15 protein-coding genes are annotated in these 15,407 nt (G+C 63.4%); 9 read left to right on the top strand and 6 right to left on the bottom strand.

All coding sequences use genetic code 11. The features are described from left to right. Positions 1-79: 79 nt before the first annotated feature. The 5 genes from AC0L14_RS08030 to AC0L14_RS08010 all read right to left on the bottom strand — a co-directional run bounded on the left by AC0L14_RS08030 (position 80) and on the right by AC0L14_RS08010 (position 5,604). A complete protein-coding gene (locus AC0L14_RS08030) occupies positions 80-1,285 on the bottom strand; it encodes a molybdopterin molybdotransferase MoeA (protein WP_473487003.1) in 1,206 nt (401 codons plus the stop codon). Between the two features lie 2 nt (positions 1,286-1,287). Continuing rightward, a complete protein-coding gene (gene moaC / locus AC0L14_RS08025) occupies positions 1,288-1,782 on the bottom strand; it encodes a cyclic pyranopterin monophosphate synthase MoaC (RefSeq protein ID WP_473487002.1) in 495 nt (164 codons plus the stop codon). Between the two features lie 66 nt (positions 1,783-1,848). Beyond that, on the bottom strand, positions 1,849-2,700 hold the full coding sequence (gene trpC, locus AC0L14_RS08020; RefSeq protein WP_473526770.1) for an indole-3-glycerol phosphate synthase TrpC: 852 nt from the start codon (positions 2,698-2,700) through the stop codon (positions 1,849-1,851). Between the two features lie 4 nt (positions 2,701-2,704). Beyond that, positions 2,705-3,715 (bottom strand): anthranilate phosphoribosyltransferase, encoded by a 1,011-nt coding sequence (gene trpD, locus AC0L14_RS08015; protein ID WP_473487000.1) that lies wholly within the window; start codon positions 3,713-3,715, stop codon positions 2,705-2,707. Beyond that, positions 3,712-5,604, bottom strand: a complete 1,893-nt coding sequence (locus AC0L14_RS08010) for a SurA N-terminal domain-containing protein (RefSeq protein WP_473749124.1) — start codon at positions 5,602-5,604, stop codon at positions 3,712-3,714. Before AC0L14_RS08010 ends, trpD begins: the two co-directional genes overlap by 4 nt. A 144-nt stretch (positions 5,605-5,748) precedes the next feature. On the opposite strand from AC0L14_RS08010, the gene tpiA reads away from it, so the two are divergent. The 6 genes from tpiA (at position 5,749) to AC0L14_RS07980 (ending at position 11,487) form a co-directional block, all read left to right on the top strand. Next, positions 5,749-6,516 carry a triose-phosphate isomerase gene (tpiA, locus tag AC0L14_RS08005; RefSeq protein WP_473749123.1) on the top strand — a complete coding sequence of 256 codons (768 nt, stop codon included), beginning with the start codon at positions 5,749-5,751 and terminating at the stop codon, positions 6,514-6,516. 178 nt (positions 6,517-6,694) lie between these two features. Beyond that, positions 6,695-7,180 (top strand): preprotein translocase subunit SecG, encoded by a 486-nt coding sequence (gene secG / locus AC0L14_RS08000; protein ID WP_473486997.1) that lies wholly within the window; start codon positions 6,695-6,697, stop codon positions 7,178-7,180. Between the two features lie 212 nt (positions 7,181-7,392). Then, the gene (locus AC0L14_RS07995; RefSeq protein WP_473749214.1) at positions 7,393-8,505 is read left to right on the top strand and encodes a L,D-transpeptidase; all 1,113 of its coding nucleotides are present in this window, start codon (positions 7,393-7,395) and stop codon (positions 8,503-8,505) included. 139 nt (positions 8,506-8,644) lie between these two features. Then, positions 8,645-10,282 (top strand): CTP synthase, encoded by a 1,638-nt coding sequence (locus AC0L14_RS07990; RefSeq protein WP_473526768.1) that lies wholly within the window; start codon positions 8,645-8,647, stop codon positions 10,280-10,282. A 14-nt stretch (positions 10,283-10,296) separates the two neighbouring features. Continuing rightward, the gene (locus AC0L14_RS07985) at positions 10,297-10,836 is read left to right on the top strand and encodes a DUF1697 domain-containing protein (RefSeq protein ID WP_473526767.1); all 540 of its coding nucleotides are present in this window, start codon (positions 10,297-10,299) and stop codon (positions 10,834-10,836) included. Positions 10,837-11,184: 348 nt separating this feature from the next. After that, positions 11,185-11,487 (top strand): DUF982 domain-containing protein, encoded by a 303-nt coding sequence (locus AC0L14_RS07980; RefSeq protein WP_473487096.1) that lies wholly within the window; start codon positions 11,185-11,187, stop codon positions 11,485-11,487. 86 nt (positions 11,488-11,573) lie between these two features. Here AC0L14_RS07980 and AC0L14_RS07975 read toward each other — a convergent pair whose 3' ends face one another. Further along, positions 11,574-12,266, bottom strand: a complete 693-nt coding sequence (locus AC0L14_RS07975) for a TetR/AcrR family transcriptional regulator (protein ID WP_473488372.1) — start codon at positions 12,264-12,266, stop codon at positions 11,574-11,576. A gap of 139 nt (positions 12,267-12,405) precedes the next feature. On the opposite strand from AC0L14_RS07975, the gene AC0L14_RS07970 reads away from it, so the two are divergent. From AC0L14_RS07970 to AC0L14_RS07960, 3 genes are read left to right on the top strand one after another with little or no spacing between them, the layout of a single operon-like run. Beyond that, positions 12,406-13,416, top strand: a complete 1,011-nt coding sequence (locus AC0L14_RS07970) for an efflux RND transporter periplasmic adaptor subunit (RefSeq protein ID WP_473526766.1) — start codon at positions 12,406-12,408, stop codon at positions 13,414-13,416. A 7-nt stretch (positions 13,417-13,423) separates the two neighbouring features. Next, the gene (locus AC0L14_RS07965) at positions 13,424-14,665 is read left to right on the top strand and encodes an ABC transporter permease (RefSeq protein ID WP_473526765.1); all 1,242 of its coding nucleotides are present in this window, start codon (positions 13,424-13,426) and stop codon (positions 14,663-14,665) included. Next, the gene (locus AC0L14_RS07960; RefSeq protein WP_473637615.1) at positions 14,662-15,333 is read left to right on the top strand and encodes an ABC transporter ATP-binding protein; all 672 of its coding nucleotides are present in this window, start codon (positions 14,662-14,664) and stop codon (positions 15,331-15,333) included. The genes AC0L14_RS07965 and AC0L14_RS07960 overlap by 4 nt, the downstream gene beginning before the upstream one ends. The last annotated feature ends 74 nt before the right edge of the window (positions 15,334-15,407 follow it).

The raw sequence follows: 15,407 nt of genomic DNA, 5'->3' as shown, positions 1-15,407 counted from the left end.
ACAAACCCAGAACAAACACTATCTGTTCCAGTTGTGTTCCGCAACCGTTTAAAATTTAATGAATGTGTTGACGTTTTGTTCAGCGTAGCATCAGCACGCTGCACGCGGCGCCCGTCGCGGCTGGGGGAGCGAACGGCTCGCGCACGATCAGCCCGTTGGCGTCGGCCAGCATTTTGAGCATCGAGGAATCCTGGATGCCGAACGGGGTCGCCAGCAGCGTGCCGGCTTCTTCGCTAACCACGGCGCGTACATAGTCCTGCCTGAGATCGTTGGCCGGCATGGCGGCGCCGAGCCGCGCCTGACGCATGTCCTGCCGGAAGGCGCGGCCGCCGAGCCGCGCAAGCAGCGGCGTCAGAAAGAGCTGCGTGCAGACCAGGCTCGCCACCGGATTGCCAGGCAGGCCGATGCAGCGGATGTCACCCAGCCGCCCGAACATCAGCGGCTTGCCGGGCCGCATGGCGATTTTCCAGAAATCGAGCGTCATGCCTTCACCGGTCAGCACGTCATGGACCAGGTCATGGTCGCCGACCGAGGCGCCGCCCAGCGTGACGATGACGTCGGCGCCTGCGTCGACCGCTTGTTTCACCAGCGTGGCGATCGCCTCCTTGCGGTCGGGGGCGATGCCGAGATCGAGCGCGCTGGCGCCGACCGAGCGGGCCGCGGCGGCGACGCCATAGGCATTGGACGAGATGATCTGGTCGGGGCCAAGGTCGCTGCCCGGCGGCAGCAATTCGTCGCCGGTGGCGATGATGGCGACCAACGGCCGTTTCACCACGCTGACCTGCGGGTGGTTGGCCGACGCCGCCAGCGACAATGCCGCCGGATCAAGCGGGCGGCCTTTCTCCAGCAGGACGTCGCCCTTCGAGAAATCGAGCCCGAGGCGGCGGATGTTGCGGCCTTCAACCGTCGACGCGGTCACTTCGATGCTGCCGCCGCCGAGGTCGCGGACATTCTCCTGGATGACGATGGTGTCCGCGCCTGCAGGAAGCGGCGCGCCGGTGAAGATGCGCACGGCCTGCGCCGGGCCGACTGTTCCGGCAAAGCCGCGTCCGGCCGGCGCCATGCCGATCACCGAAAGTCTTGCGGGCACGGATGCGACATCCTCGGCCCGCACGGCATAGCCGTCCATGGCGGACGCGTTGAACGGCGGCTGGGTGCGGAGCGCCAGGAGCGGCTCCGCCAGCACGCGGTCGGCGGCGTCCATCAGGGCGACGCTTTCAGCCTGCAAGGGCGCAGCATCCTCAAGCAGGCGCTCGAGCGCCTCGGCGACCGGAAGCAGTGCCATTATTAGCCTGCCCCCTTGGCATCCGCCTTGTAGTCGCCGGATTTGCCGCCGGTCTTTTCCGCCAGCCTGATGCCCGAGATCACCATGGCGCGGTCGACCGCCTTGGCCATGTCATAGATGGTCAGGCAGGCGACCGAGACGGCGGTCAGCGCTTCCATCTCGACGCCGGTCTTACCGGTGACGCGGGCCAGCGCCGTGACCTTCAGGCCTGGCAGCGTCGCGTCCGGTTCGATGTCAATGGATACCTTGGTCAACAGCAGCGGATGGCAGAGCGGGATCAGCTCATGCGTCCTCTTGGCCGCCATGATGCCGGCGATGCGCGCCGTGCCCAGCACGTCGCCCTTCTTGGCATCGCCGTCGAGAATCATCTTCAGCGTTTCGGGCCGCATCGAGACAAGACCTTCGGCGATTGCCGTGCGCGTCGTCTCCGCCTTGTCGCCGACATCGACCATATTGGCTTCGCCTTTCGCGCCAAGATGGGTGAGGGCGGCCGTCATCGTCAGGTCACCTTAGCGCGACGTGCGTCCGTCTGGACGCGCAAAGCACGCTCTAACACTTTGAATCTATGCATCGTGCTCTCCGAAAATCGATTCCGATTTTCGGGCCGATGCAATGGCGGGCGCATTGCCCGTCAAAAGCAGGCGCGTCGCAGTGGCCACGTCCTGTTGCCGCATCAGGCTCTCGCCGACGAGGAACGTACCGATGTCGCTCCGTTGCAGCCTGCGGCAGTCTTCGTGCGAGAAAATACCGCTCTCGCTGACCAGCAGGCGGTCTGCCGGCATCATCGTCGCGAGCCGCTCCGAGGTCTCGATGCTGGTTTCGAACGTCCGGAGATTGCGGTTGTTGATGCCGATCAGCCGCGATGACAGTTTCAGCGCGCGTTCCGTCTCAGCCTCGTCATGCACTTCGACCAGCGCGTCCATGCCGAGTTCGAACGCCGTCGTTTCGAGTTCCCTGGCCACGGCGTCATCGACGCTCGCCATGATGATCAGGATGGCGTCAGCGCCCCACGCACGGGCTTCGAATACCTGATAAGGCTCGAACAGAAAATCCTTGCGCAAAGCGGGCAATGTCACGGCGTTGCGCGCATCGGTGAGGAATTCAGGCGCACCCTGGAAGGACGGCGCGTCGGTCAGCACCGAAAGGCAGGCGGCGCCACCTTTCGCATAGGCCCTGGCCAGTGCCGGCGGATCGAAATCGGCACGGATCAGGCCCTTGGACGGGCTGGCCTTCTTGATCTCGGCGATCAGCGCGAAGCTGCCGGATTTGCGCCTGGCTTCAAGAGCCGAGAGAAAGCCGCGCGCTGCGTCGGTGTCCTTCGCCCGCGCCTTGACCTCGGCAAGCGGCACGCGCGCCTTCGCCGCGGCGATCTCGTCGCGCTTGTAGGCTTCGATCTTGCGCAGGATATCAGACACGGCTCTATCCGTTCGAAATCTCGACCAGCCGATCGAGCACTTTCAGCGCCCGGCCACTGTCGATGGCTTGCGCCGCCGTCGCCATGCCGTCGGCAAGCGTCGTCGCCTTGCCCGCCACCACCAGCCCCGCGCCGGCGTTCATCAGCACCGTATCACGAAAGGCGCCGGCAGCGCCGCCCAGCATGTCGCGCAGCGCCTGGGCGTTGTAGGCGGCATCGCCGCCGCGCAACTCGTCCTTGGTGTGCCGCTTCAGCCCAACCGCTTCCGGTGTCAGCGTAAAGGTTCGGATCTCGCCGCCGACCAGTTCGGCCACTTGGGTTTCACCGGTGGTGGTGATCTCGTCATAACCGTCGCCATGGGCGACCCAGGCGTGGTCGGCGCCCAGTGCCTTCAGCGTCTCGGCCACCGGCATGATCCATTCCGGCAAGAAGACGCCGACCATCTGCCGGCTCACACTGGCCGGATTAGAGAGCGGGCCAAGCAGGTTGAAGATGGTGCGGGTGCCGAGCTCGACGCGGATCGGACCGACATGCTTCATCGCCGGATGATGCGCCGGCGCGAACATGAAGCCGACGCCTGCATCGTGGATGCAGTGGCCGATCGTTTCCGGCGGGATATCGATCTTGACGCCGAGCGCGGTCAGCACGTCGGCGGCGCCGGTCTGCGAGGACAGTCCGCGATTGCCGTGCTTGGCCACCGGCACGCCGCAGGCGGCGATGACGAAGGCGGATGCGGTCGAGATGTTGACGCTGTGCGAATTGTCGCCGCCGGTGCCGACGATGTCGATCGCGCCAGCGGGCGCGTCGACGCGCAGCATCTTGGCGCGCATGGTGGCGACGGCGCCGGAAATCTCGCTCACCGTCTCGCCGCGCACGCGCAGCGCCATCAGGAAGCCGCCGATCTGGCCGGGCGTAGCGTCGCCCGACATGATGATGTCGAAGGCCTCGCGCGCTTCCTCGAAGGAAAGAGAATTGCCTGCGGCGACCTTGGCGATATGGGTCTTGAGCGCGCTCATCTGGTCAGGGCTTGGGCAACGGCGGTCTGGTCGATGCGAATGTCATATTGCGTCTGCAGCTGCGCCACCAGCTGGTCGAGCAGGTCATCGGACATGCCGGCGGTGAACGATTTCTGCGCCTCATCCGGCACCGAGCTGGCGTCGGCTCCGGCAGGCTCGAAGACTTCGGCGATCTTGAACAGGATCTGTCCGTCGCCGGTGGGCGAGGGGATCAATCCGGTCCCGCCTTGGCCTTCGCTGAACATCGCAGCCGCCCCTTCCTTGCCGAAATCGACGTCGTCCGCCTCGCGCTTGACGCCGCGCTTGGTCTGCTTCTCGAGCTTGAGCTCGCTCGCGATCACATCGAGCGTAGCGCCGGCATCGAGACGCTTTTCGAGTTCGCCCGCTTTTGCGGTGAGCCGCTTGGTCGTTTCCGCCGCCGTCCAGTCGGCCACCACCTTCTGGCGGACTTCATCCAGCGTGCGGTCGCGGGCCGGCGTGATCGACTCCACCTCGTAGAACACGAAGCCGTTGTCGGCGGTGGTGAGGTCGGGATTCTCGGTGCCGGGTTCGGCGTCGAACACCGCCTTAATGAGTTCCGGCGATTCCGGCAGGTCCTTGACGATGGTGCCGTCCGGCCTCAGGCCGGTGCGATCGATCGTGTCGATGGTGACGACCTTCAGCTTCAGTTTTTCAGCCGCTTCCTTGAGCGTGCTGCCCGAAGCGCGGATATCTTCGTAATTGTCATGCACGTCCAACAGAATGCGGCTTGCCTCGCCCAGCGCCAGATCCCTGCGGATATCGGCGGACACTTCGGCCAGCGGCTTCACCACTTCGGGCTTGATGTCGGTGACGCGCAGCAGCACCGGACCGAAGGCGCCCTGAACGACCGGACTGACTTCGTTGACATTGAGCGCAAACGCCGCATCCGCCACCGCCTTGTCGGCGATCTTGTCCTTGGACAGCGTGCCGAGCAGCGTGTCGGCTTGCGTCTTGCCCTCGGCGGCGACGATCTTGTCGAAGGTCGCGCCGGTCTTGAGTGAATCGAGCGCGGCCTTCGCGGCATCAGGCGTTTTGAACACGAGCTGTTCGATGGTGCGCGTTTCCGGCGTGGTGTAGCGCCCCTTGTTCTTGTTGTAGTCGTCGCTGACCTGTTGGTCGGTCACGGCGCTCAGATCCATGATGTCTTGCGGCTCGAGCCTGACATAGGAGAATTTGCGGTATTCGGGCGCCGCATAGGTCTTTTTGTTTTCCTCGAAATAAGCTGAAAGCGCAGTGTCGGATGGCGCTTCAATCGGCTCGACCAGCGATTTCGGCAAGGTCAGATAGTCAATGGTGCGGTCTTCGCCACGATAAAGCGCGACTGCCTTCAAGAAAGTATCCGGAGCCTTGAGGCCGTCCGAAACCGCCTCGACGATCTGCTGGCGCACAGCCACCTGGGCGCGATTCCTCAGATAGTCTTCCGGCCGCATGCCGACCTGTTGCAGTATGTATTCGAAAGTCCTTCTGTCGAAGGTGCCGCCGGGACCCTTGAAGGCCGGGTCTTCATGCGTGAGTTGGGCCAGCCGGTCCTTGGACAGCCCTAGTCCGAGCTTGCGGGCCTGCTCATCGAGAACGGCGCCCGACACGAGTTGCGCCAGCACCTGGTTGTCGAGGCCGAGCGCCGTCGCCTGCTCGCGGCTGATGCGCTGGCCGAATTGCTGCGACATCACGCTGATCTGGCGATCATAGGCGAGGCGATACTCGTTGATCGACACTTTGGTGCCTCCGGCCGTGACAACTGCATCGTGGCCTGCAAAACCACCGACCAGCTGCCCGGAAATGCCCCAGACGGCGAAGCTCAACACCAACAATATCAGCAGTGCCTTCGCGACCCAGGTCCCCGCCGCGCTTCTCAAGATACTAAGCATGGTCACTTCCGATTTTTGCGCATTTTCGCATGCGCCGAGTCTGAAACAAGCGCAATAGCGTCCTTCCGGCCCACTGTCGATTGCTTTGTGGGCTGAGTTTGGTAGTGAGGACGCAGCCGAATATCGCCCGGAGGAACAAATCCCATGACGCCAGGAATCCGCCCGCTGGTCGCAGGCAACTGGAAAATGAACGGCACCAGGGCCTCGCTCAACGAACTCAGGATGATCGGCAACGGCTTTATGAGCGGGCTCGACGCGGAAACCGAAGCGCTGGTCTGCGTTCCGGCGACGCTGCTGGCGCATGCCGCAGAGATTTTGTCGCGCACGCCGGTCCGGGCCGGGGGCGAGGATTGCCACACCAAGGAGAGCGGCGCCCATACCGGCTGTATTTCGGCCGAGATGCTGAAAGACGCGGGCGCCAGCCACGTCATCGTCGGCCATTCCGAACGCCGCGCCGATCACAATGAGGACGACGCCATTGTACAGGCCAAGGCGTCCGCCGCGTGGCGAGCCGGACTGGTAGCCATCATCTGCATCGGTGAGACGAGAGCCGAACGCGAGGCAGGCGCGACGCTCGACGTGCTGTCGCGCCAGGTCGCCGGCTCGGTGCCGCCCGACGCCACGGCGTCGAATACCGTCATCGCCTACGAGCCGGTATGGGCGATCGGCACGGGACTGACGCCGACCGCCGCCGACGTTGCTGAGGCGCATGTGCATATTCGCGAAAAACTGTCGGAAAAGCTTGGCAGCGCGGCGGCGAAGATGCGCATCCTCTATGGCGGCTCGGTCAAGCCGTCGAACGCGGTCGAACTGCTCGGCGTGAAAAATGTCGATGGCGCGCTGGTCGGCGGCGCCAGTCTGAAGGCGGCGGACTTTCTCGGCATCGCCGAAGCCTATCGAAATATCTCGTAGCATCGAAAGGCTGTCGGACGCTTCGGATAGGCTGTGCCGCAGCGGAAATCGTTGCAAAGGGCGCATCGCTTCCCATATTCCGGCCACGGGCTTGGAAATGCCGTCAAAGCATTGTATTGAGCCGCCTCCAAATCACCGGCCGTATCCGCGGCCGCGCAAGGCTTTGCCAGGGTAAACTATGGAAACCGTACTGATCGTCGTCCACCTCATGGTCGTGCTCGCTCTTGTCGGCGTGGTGCTGCTGCAGCGCTCCGAAGGCGGCGGCCTCGGCATCGGCGGCGGATCGGGCTTCATGACCGCGCGCGGCGCGGCCAACGCGCTGACGCGGGCGACGGCGATCCTGGCGGCGGCTTTCTTCGCCACCTCGCTGACATTGTCGATCGTCGCCCGTTACGGCGAAAAGCCGATCGACATTCTCGATCGTGTGCCTGCGACTAACGGTGCGGGCGGCGTGCTCAACCAGTTGCCTGGCACCACGGCGCCGACACCACCTTCCGGCAATACGGCGCCAACGCCGCCTACCGGCAATACGGCGCCAACGCCGCCTTCCGGAAGTGATGCCGCAGCCCCGGCGCCGGCTGCGCCGCCTGCGGCGGGTTCGACCACGCCGCCGGCCACAAACGGCGTCACCCTGCCAGTAACGCCGCAGGTTCCAAACCAGTAATCAGCAGACGTTCGGCGCCGCGATCTGTTGTTGTTTGAACACAGTCGCGGCAAATGCCGCACGATCGCGAGGATTCGACCGGGCACGGCACGACAGGGCGCTTGAGGCGTCTCCGATTAATCGACTATAGATTGCGCGCGGCACTTTCGGGGTCCTTGGGGGACGCCGGGCGACGCCGTGGGCAACAAGCATTGAACGATCGGATCTTCGCCATGCAGCTTCGCAGCTTCATTTTAGCCGGCCTTTGTGCCGTGCTCACCCTTGGTGCGCCCGCTTACGCGGCCATGCCGGCGGGTAATTCGGCTCCTAAAGCCGCAGTAACAACTGACGTTGTCAACGTCGCTGCCAAAAGCGATACGGCGCAGCTTAGGCTGCTCAAGAAGAAGAAAAACCCGACCGCGGACGATCTTGCCCAAATCAGCAAGATCGAAGCCAAGATCGCGGCCGACAAGGAGGCCGCTCGAGCCAAGGCGCTCGAGGCCACGAAGCTGGCGATGCGCGAGGCGGCCAAAGCCAAGGCCGACGCGGAACGGCAAGCGTTTCTTGCCAAGAAGGGGCTTGCCAAGAAGGATACGTCCGCTGCCCGGCTGGCTAAGAAGACGACCATCAAGTTCATCGAACCGGTTCAACCCATCGCACCGATCCAGTCGGCCGAGCCAGTTTCCGCCGAGGCCATGAATGTCGCATTGACCGGCAACAACGGGGAATTGCGCAGCGAGCCGGTTGGACAGAAGCCGCAGAGCGTCGGGCTGTTCGCAGGCCTGTTCGGCGGCACGTCCTCGTCGATGTCGCTGCTCCCCGAGACCCGCGCTCTCGATGCCGCACTCGCCAGGAAGGAAGCCAAGAAGCAGTTCAAGGTGAAGCCGGAGTTCGTTCCGCAAGAGGTCGAGTTCACCGGCTACAGCCCCGGTACCATCGTCATCGATACCAGCGCGCGTCGCCTCTACCTCGTCGAATCTTCATGGACCGCCCGCCGTTATGCGATTGCGGTCGGTCGCGACGGCCTGCAGTTCAAGGGCACGGTCGCCGTCGGCGACAAGCAGGAGTGGCCGCGCTGGATCCCGACGCTCGAGATGCAGAAGCGCGAGCCGAAGAATTACGGCCGGTACAAGGACGGCATGCCCGGCGGCGGCGAAAATCCGCTCGGCGCGCGCGCCATCTATCTCTACGAGGGCAAGAAGGACACACATCTGCGCATTCACGGCACCATCGCGCCGCAGTCGATCGGAACGAGCGCCTCCAACGGCTGCTTCCGCATGATCAACGAGCACGTGATGGACCTCTACCGCCGGGTGAAAGTAGGCACCAAGGTCGTCATCATCTGACGCCTTAACGGGTCATCCCAAAAGGGCCGGGTCTCGCCGGCCCTTTTGTTTTGGTTCACGCACCACCAGAGCGCCTTCTTGGGAAAAAGCCTTCGCGGTGGTTTTTTCTCTGGCGGAATCAATTCGGCCGCGTTAAGCGATGACTCCCATGGCGCGATATGTATTCATCACAGGCGGCGTGGTTTCCTCACTTGGAAAAGGCATCGCTGCAGCGGCCCTAGGGGCTCTCTTGCAGGCGCGAGGCTATCGCGCACGCATCAAAAAGCTCGATCCCTATCTCAACGTCGATCCCGGCACGATGTCGCCATACCAGCATGGCGAGGTCTTCGTGACCGACGACGGCGCCGAGACCGATCTCGACCTTGGCCACTATGAGCGGTTCACCGGCCGCTCGGCCAACCAGCAGGACAATATCACCACAGGCCGCATCTACAAGAACATCATCGAGCGGGAGCGGCGCGGCGACTATCTTGGCGCCACCGTGCAAGTGATTCCGCACGTCACCGACGAGATCAAGAATTTCATTCTCAACGGCAACGACGACTATGACTTCGTCCTGTGCGAGATCGGCGGCACCGTCGGCGACATCGAGGCGATGCCGTTCCTGGAGGCGATCCGCCAGCTCGGCAACGACCTGCCGCGCAACAACGCCGTCTACGTGCACCTGACGCTTATGCCCTACATTCCAACGGCGGGCGAATTGAAGACCAAGCCGACCCAGCATTCGGTCAAGGAATTGCGCGGCATCGGCATCGCACCCGATATTCTGCTGGTCCGCGCCGACCGCCCCATCCCCAGGGAAGAGCGCCGCAAACTGTCGCTGTTCTGCAATGTCCGCGAGAGCGCGGTCATCCAGGCGCTCGACGTGCCGCACATCTACGACGTGCCGATGGCCTATCACAATGAAGGGCTGGATTCGGAAGTGCTGGCCGCCTTCGGCATCGATCCGGCGCCGAAGCCGCGCATGGAGCCCTGGCAAGCGGTGTCCAACCGCATTCACAATCCGGAAGGCGAGGTGACCATCGCCGTCGTCGGCAAGTATACCGGCCTCAAGGACGCGTACAAATCGCTGATCGAGGCGCTGTCGCATGGCGGCCTCGCCAACCACGTCAAGGTCAAGCTCGACTGGATCGAGAGCGAGATATTCGAGAAGGAAGATCCGGCGCCGTGGCTGGAAAAGGTCCACGGCATTCTGGTCCCCGGCGGTTTTGGCGAGCGCGGAGCGGAAGGCAAGATCCTGGCAGCGAAGTTCGCCCGCGAGCGAAAAGTGCCGTATTTCGGCATCTGCTTCGGCATGCAGATGGCCTGCATCGAGGCCGCGCGTTCGCTGGCCGGCGTCGAGAATGCCTCGTCGACCGAGTTCGGCCCGACCGAGGAACCGGTCGTCGGCCTGATGACCGAATGGCTGAAAGGCAACATGCTGGAGAAGCGCAGGGAAACCGGCGACCTCGGCGGCACGATGCGGCTCGGTGCCTATCAGGCGGACCTCGCCAAGGGCTCGAAAATCGCCGACATCTACGGTGACACGCAGATTTCCGAGCGCCACCGCCACCGCTATGAGGTCAATGTCGACTACAAGGAGCGGCTCGAGGATTGCGGCCTGGTCTTTGCCGGCATGTCGCCGGACGGCGTGCTGCCGGAAACGGTCGAATACCCCGACCATCCCTGGTTCATCGGCGTGCAGTATCATCCCGAACTGAAAAGCCGGCCGCTCGACCCGCACCCGCTGTTTGCCAGCTTCATCGAAGCGGCGGTGGAGCAGAGCCGCTTGGTCTAAGCCGATAGGTTACCATGCAAACCTACGTCGCTCTGCTTTACAGCATCGTCCTGGGCGAGGGGGGGCGTGTCGTCATGTCCGATCTCAGGGCCATGACGGAAGGCCTGGGGCTGAACAACCCGCGCACGCTGGTGGCGACCGGCAATCTGGTCTTCGAGACGAAAGAGACAGAAATTGCCGCGCTGGAGCGCCGATTGGAGACGGCGTTCCAAAAGACCTGCGGCCGCCATGTCGACATCATCGTGCGCCGCGCGGATGACTGGTTGAGGCTTGCGGCCGGCAATCCGTTTCCCGCCGAATCGGCTGCCGCCGCGGATCAGGTAGCGGTGCGTGTGATGCGCAAGCCCGTTCCCGCTGAGGCCGTCGCGGCGCTGGAGGCCTATGTCGGCAAGGATGAGCGGATGCAGGCGGTCGGCGGCGACATCTGGATCGCATTTTCCCGCGAGACGCCAAGTTCGCGGTTGCTTGCAGCGGCAAGCCATAAACGGCTCGGGGTCGGCACCTCGCGCAACTGGAATACAGTGCGCAGGCTGGCCGAGATGGTCGGTGAATAGGGCCACAAGCAAGGGGAGAAGGGGGAAATTATGTCATGCCTTCGCCGCTCCGGCTCCGGCGGAACGCGCCATTTTCCCTGTAAAGAGCCTCGACGCGAGGGAACCGGCAACCGATTGATTTGCCGGCTTAGGCCTTATAGGCATTCGATGAAATTCGCGCTTATCGGCGGTCAACGGTTCGCCACATGGTTGTCACGTTTGGTGATTCGATTTCGGCCGAGTGATGTGAAAGACTTCGTTTTAGCCGGGCCCCTTTTTTAGCCTCGGGCTCTGTTTGCCGGAAACCAAATGGCCAGCCGTAAGTTTAAAGGTTCGATCAAGCACATAGCGATCGACCGGGAGGAAACGATGGATCGCCTGCAATTCTTTACGCCTGTGCGGATTTCGCGCGGGCAGGAAAGCCCTGCCGAAGAAATTTATAGCGTAGCGGAAGCGATGGGGTTCTTGCGTAAATGGCCGACAGGCCGACGTGGGCCAGTCTACCAGTGCGCAGTGAATTGCTGCTCCGCTGCTTTGGCGGGCCGGATGTCGGCAGAGGAAGCAAGGAAGGCTTTTGCCGGCTTCGCCCGCATCACGCGCCTGCTCGACGACGACATGGCACTGCCGATGGGCGGCGAAAATACTGATAACGTGCATGCGCTGAGGCGATGAACGTTTATTTTTGCGCCCTGCCGCGTGGGTCCGATCTACCAAAGGCGCGGTGAATTGCTGCTTCGCGGCATGGCGGGCTCGGCGGCTCACGGGCCTGCTTCGAGGAAAGCCCGGGCAAACCCGGGTTGCGCTGCTTCTATCGTTCCATCGGGCAGCTTTAAAAGCCGGTCGATTGCGATGCCATAGAGCCGCAGCCGGTCGTCGAGCAGCCGCGCCGCTTCGTCGATATTTCCCTGCTCGGCTTTCAGTAAGGCGCGGTGCATCACATCCCGAAAGATCAGCCGCAGCTGCATAAACATTTCGGCAAAAGCTTCCGGGTCGGGCACGTCAAAGATGCCTTCCTCGCTTCCTTTCCTGAGCAGATCGGTGATTATCGGCATGGCCAATTCCCTGGCCGCCTGGTCGACCCGATGGAAGAGGGCAAGATTCTCGGGCCGGAACAGGACGAAAAATGTCTTGCGCAATTGCGGGGCAAGCTCGACGTTCAGCCGCCGCGAGCCGGCAAAGAGCGCATTGAGCCGGCCAAGCCCATCGAGTGACGGATCGTTGAGCACGGGCTGCAACTCGGTGAAGCTGTCGCGGGCGAGACGTGTGGCGAGCGCCTCCAGCAGGGCCTCTTTTGATGCGAAATAGTGGTAGAACGCGCCCTTCGACAGGCCGGCCTCGCGGATGATGTCGTTCACAGTCGTGTTGTCGTAGCCATGCTCGAAGAAAAGCCGCTGGGCGCAGTCGAGGAGCTCGGCGGATCGTATCTCCGGCGGCTTTATCACTCGGGGCAAAATCGATCCTCACAAAGTGCAGGTGGAGCAAGAGGAGCACGAACCGGTTCTTAATGCAACTTTTATAGACCGACGGTCGGTCTGGTGCTATATCTGTCCACTGCTCGACGTTCGGATTCGATCATGGAGGGAGAGTTTCTTGCGACGGATACGCTCGACTGTCGGCATTGTTCTTGTCGCGACTGCGGCTGCTTTCGGGGCTTGGTATCTGTGGCAACCGGCCAAGGTTTCGGTCGTGACGCCACAACGCGGCGACGCGGCGGAAATCGTTTACGCGAGCGGCTCCGTCGAGCCGCGAACCTGGGCCAAGGTGACTCCCGTGGTCCGCGAGAGGATCGTTGAGCAATGTAATTGCGAGGGGTCGAGGGTTGCACAAGGCGACGTGCTCGCCAAGCTCGACGACAGCGAGGCCCGGGCCGTGCTTGGCGAGCTCGAAGCGCGTCAAGCGCTTGCCCAGGAAGAGCTCCGGCGGCTGACGGTGCTTGCCGAAAGGCGTGCTGCGAGCCAGCAGGCGCTCGATCGTGCGCAGAGCGAGCTCGGCCAGATCGAGGCGCTGGTTGCCGGACAGAAAGCGCGACTCGACACCTACGTCTTACGAGCGCCGAGCGCCGGTGTCGTGCTCAGGCAGGACGGCGAGGTGGGTGAGGTCGCCGAGCTCGGCACGGTGTTATTCTGGGTCGGCGAGCCGAAGCCGCTCCTGGTGGTCGCCGAGGTCAACGAGGAGGATATCCCCCGGGTCGAGGTCGGCCAGCGCGCGCTGCTTAAATCGGATGCGTTCCTTAGGCAGAACCTGGAAGCGGTGGTCGACAGCATCACGCCCAAGGGCGATCCGGTGACGAAGACCTATCGCGTCCGTTTCCGCCTGCCGGACGATACGCCGCTTGGTATAGGCATGTCGACCGACGTGAACATCGTCATCCGCGTTTCGAAAAATGCGCTGTTGATCCCGCCCGCTGCGATGGATGGGAACAAGCTGTTCATAGTCGAAGGCGACAAGGCCCGGCGCCGTGAAATCCGAACCGGCATTCGCGGCACCAATGGCATCGAGGTTCTGTCAGGTGTCGACGAGAAGGCTCGCGTCATCTCGCCCTACCCCGCCGACCTGGCCGACGGGGGGCGCGTAAGCATCACCGCCGCCCAGGAGAGATAAAGCAACGATGCCTCTCATCTTCGACATCGCCATCACGCATATTGCCGGCCGCGGTCGCCAGACGCTGGTTGCCGTGATCGGCGTTGCGGTCGGTGTCGGATTCTCCATCGCCATGGCGGCGCTGATGCAGGGCGGGCAGGACGATTTCGTCAGGCAGCTCGTCGATACGATGCCGCATGTCGACATCACCGACGAGCAGCGCACCGCCCGCCGTCAGCCAGCCGAAAATGCCTTCGCGACAGTCGCGATCTCCGGGCTCAGGCCGCGCGACGATCGCCGCGGCATCATCAATCCGACCGCCGCGACCTCCTGGCTCGAGAGCTGGATTCCCGGCCGGTTCGCGGCAAGCCTCAAAACGCAGGGGGTGATCCGCTATTCCAGCCGCGAAGTGGGCGCGGCGATCATTGGGATCGAACCGGAGCGCGAGTCCGGCGTGTCGCCGATCGTCGGAGACTTCGTCGAAGGCAGCTTTTCGGCACTTGCCGCGGGCGGCAACAACGTGCTCATCGGCGACACGATGGCGAGCCGGCTCGGCGCCGGGTTCGGCGACTCGATAACGGCGGTCTCCTCCGAGGGGCTGACGCGCAACTTCAAGATCGCTGGCCTGTTCCACACCGGCACCACCGCGCGCGACGAAGGTGAGGCCTATGTACTGCTGAAGAACGCGCAGATCCTCTCCGCGCGTCCAAACGCAATCAACGAGATCCGCATCAAGCTCGACGATCCCAACCGCGCTCCGGCGGTGGCGCAGCGTGCCGAGGCCGAACTGGGCTACAAGGCCGTAGCGTGGCAGGAGGCGAATGAATCGATCCTCGAAGCGCTCGTCGTGCGCAACGTCATCATGTACACCGTCGTCGGCGCGATCATGCTGGTCGCTGGCTTCGGCATCTACAACATCATCTCGACCATCACGCACGAGAAGGCGCGCGACATCGCCATCATGAAGTCGCTTGGCTTTCCGGAGTCCGACATGCGCCGGCTCTTTCTGCTGGAAGGCGTGGCGATCGGCGCGGCCGGGTCCGTGCTCGGCGGGCTGTTCGGCGTTTCCATGACCTATGCACTGTCGCTTGTGCGTTTCGAGATCGCCGCGACCGGCCAGGAGATGACCCGGCTGCCGATCGCCTGGAGCTTGATGCACTACGTCATTGCGTCGGCTTTCGCGCTAGGCTCGGCGGCAGTGGCCGGCTACCTGCCGGCGCGCCGCGCGGCGCGCCTGAACCCCGTCGAGATCATCAGAGGCGCGTCATGAGCGCACTCATCGAGACCGAGAAACTGACGCGCGTGCTGCCCGAGACCGTTCCCGTCACGCTGGTCAAGGACATCACGCTCGCGATCAACGAGAGAGAATTCGTCGCCGTCACCGGTCCCTCCGGGTCCGGCAAATCCTCATTGCTCTATCTGCTCGGGCTGCTGGACCGGCCGACTGCCGGGAGGTTGAGAATAGGCGGCCGCGACACCGAGCCGATGAATGAAAGGGAGCGCGCGCGGACCAGGCTTTCGATGCTGGGCTTCGTGTTCCAGTTTCATTTTCTGCTGCCGGAGTTCACGGCGCGCGAAAATGTCGAAATCCCAATGCGCAAATTGGGCCGCCTGGCGCGGCCTCAGATGCGCGAACGGGCCGGGGAGCTGCTTTCATCCCTGGGGCTCGGCGAACATCTCGAGAAGCGGCCCGACCAGCTCTCGGGCGGCCAGCGTCAGCGCGTCGCGGTGGCGCGCTCGCTCGCCAATGACCCGCCGCTTATCCTCGCCGATGAGCCGACGGGGAGCCTCGACAGCAAGAGCTCCGAGCAGGTCTTCGCAATCCTGGAGAATCTTGTGCGCGAGCGCGGCAAGACCGTCGTGGCGGTTACGCATGATCTCGACATAGCTGCGCGCATGGATCGCCGCATTCACATCGTGGACGGGAAGATCGGCTGATCAGCTTCTCCAGTGGGCCGAGGCGATGGGCAGGGCGCGTTAATCCGATCGAGGTCACCTTGGCGCCTTCCTTA

Source organism: Mesorhizobium sp. WSM4841 (assembly GCF_055811515.1).
Note: the sequence above shows the minus strand (reverse complement) of the source record. Positions and strands in the feature narration are given on the sequence as shown.

Bases quoted from the DNA above. Each gene is read 5' to 3' on its own strand.
- AC0L14_RS08030 (WP_473487003.1), bottom strand. From the start codon at position 1,285: ATGGCACTGCTTCCGGTCGCCGAGGCGCTCGAGCGCCTGCTTGAGGAT.
- moaC (WP_473487002.1), bottom strand. From the start codon at position 1,782: ATGACGGCCGCCCTCACCCATCTTGGCGCGAAAGGCGAAGCCAATATG.
- trpD (WP_473487000.1), bottom strand. From the start codon at position 3,715: ATGAGCGCGCTCAAGACCCATATCGCCAAGGTCGCCGCAGGCAATTCT.
- AC0L14_RS08010 (WP_473749124.1), bottom strand. From the start codon at position 5,604: ATGCTTAGTATCTTGAGAAGCGCGGCGGGGACCTGGGTCGCGAAGGCA.
- tpiA (WP_473749123.1), top strand. From the start codon at position 5,749: ATGACGCCAGGAATCCGCCCGCTGGTCGCAGGCAACTGGAAAATGAAC.
- secG (WP_473486997.1), top strand. From the start codon at position 6,695: ATGGAAACCGTACTGATCGTCGTCCACCTCATGGTCGTGCTCGCTCTT.
- AC0L14_RS07995 (WP_473749214.1), top strand. From the start codon at position 7,393: ATGCAGCTTCGCAGCTTCATTTTAGCCGGCCTTTGTGCCGTGCTCACC.
- AC0L14_RS07990 (WP_473526768.1), top strand. From the start codon at position 8,645: ATGACTCCCATGGCGCGATATGTATTCATCACAGGCGGCGTGGTTTCC.
- AC0L14_RS07985 (WP_473526767.1), top strand. From the start codon at position 10,297: ATGCAAACCTACGTCGCTCTGCTTTACAGCATCGTCCTGGGCGAGGGG.
- AC0L14_RS07980 (WP_473487096.1), top strand. From the start codon at position 11,185: ATGGATCGCCTGCAATTCTTTACGCCTGTGCGGATTTCGCGCGGGCAG.
- AC0L14_RS07965 (WP_473526765.1), top strand. From the start codon at position 13,424: ATGCCTCTCATCTTCGACATCGCCATCACGCATATTGCCGGCCGCGGT.
- AC0L14_RS07960 (WP_473637615.1), top strand. From the start codon at position 14,662: ATGAGCGCACTCATCGAGACCGAGAAACTGACGCGCGTGCTGCCCGAG.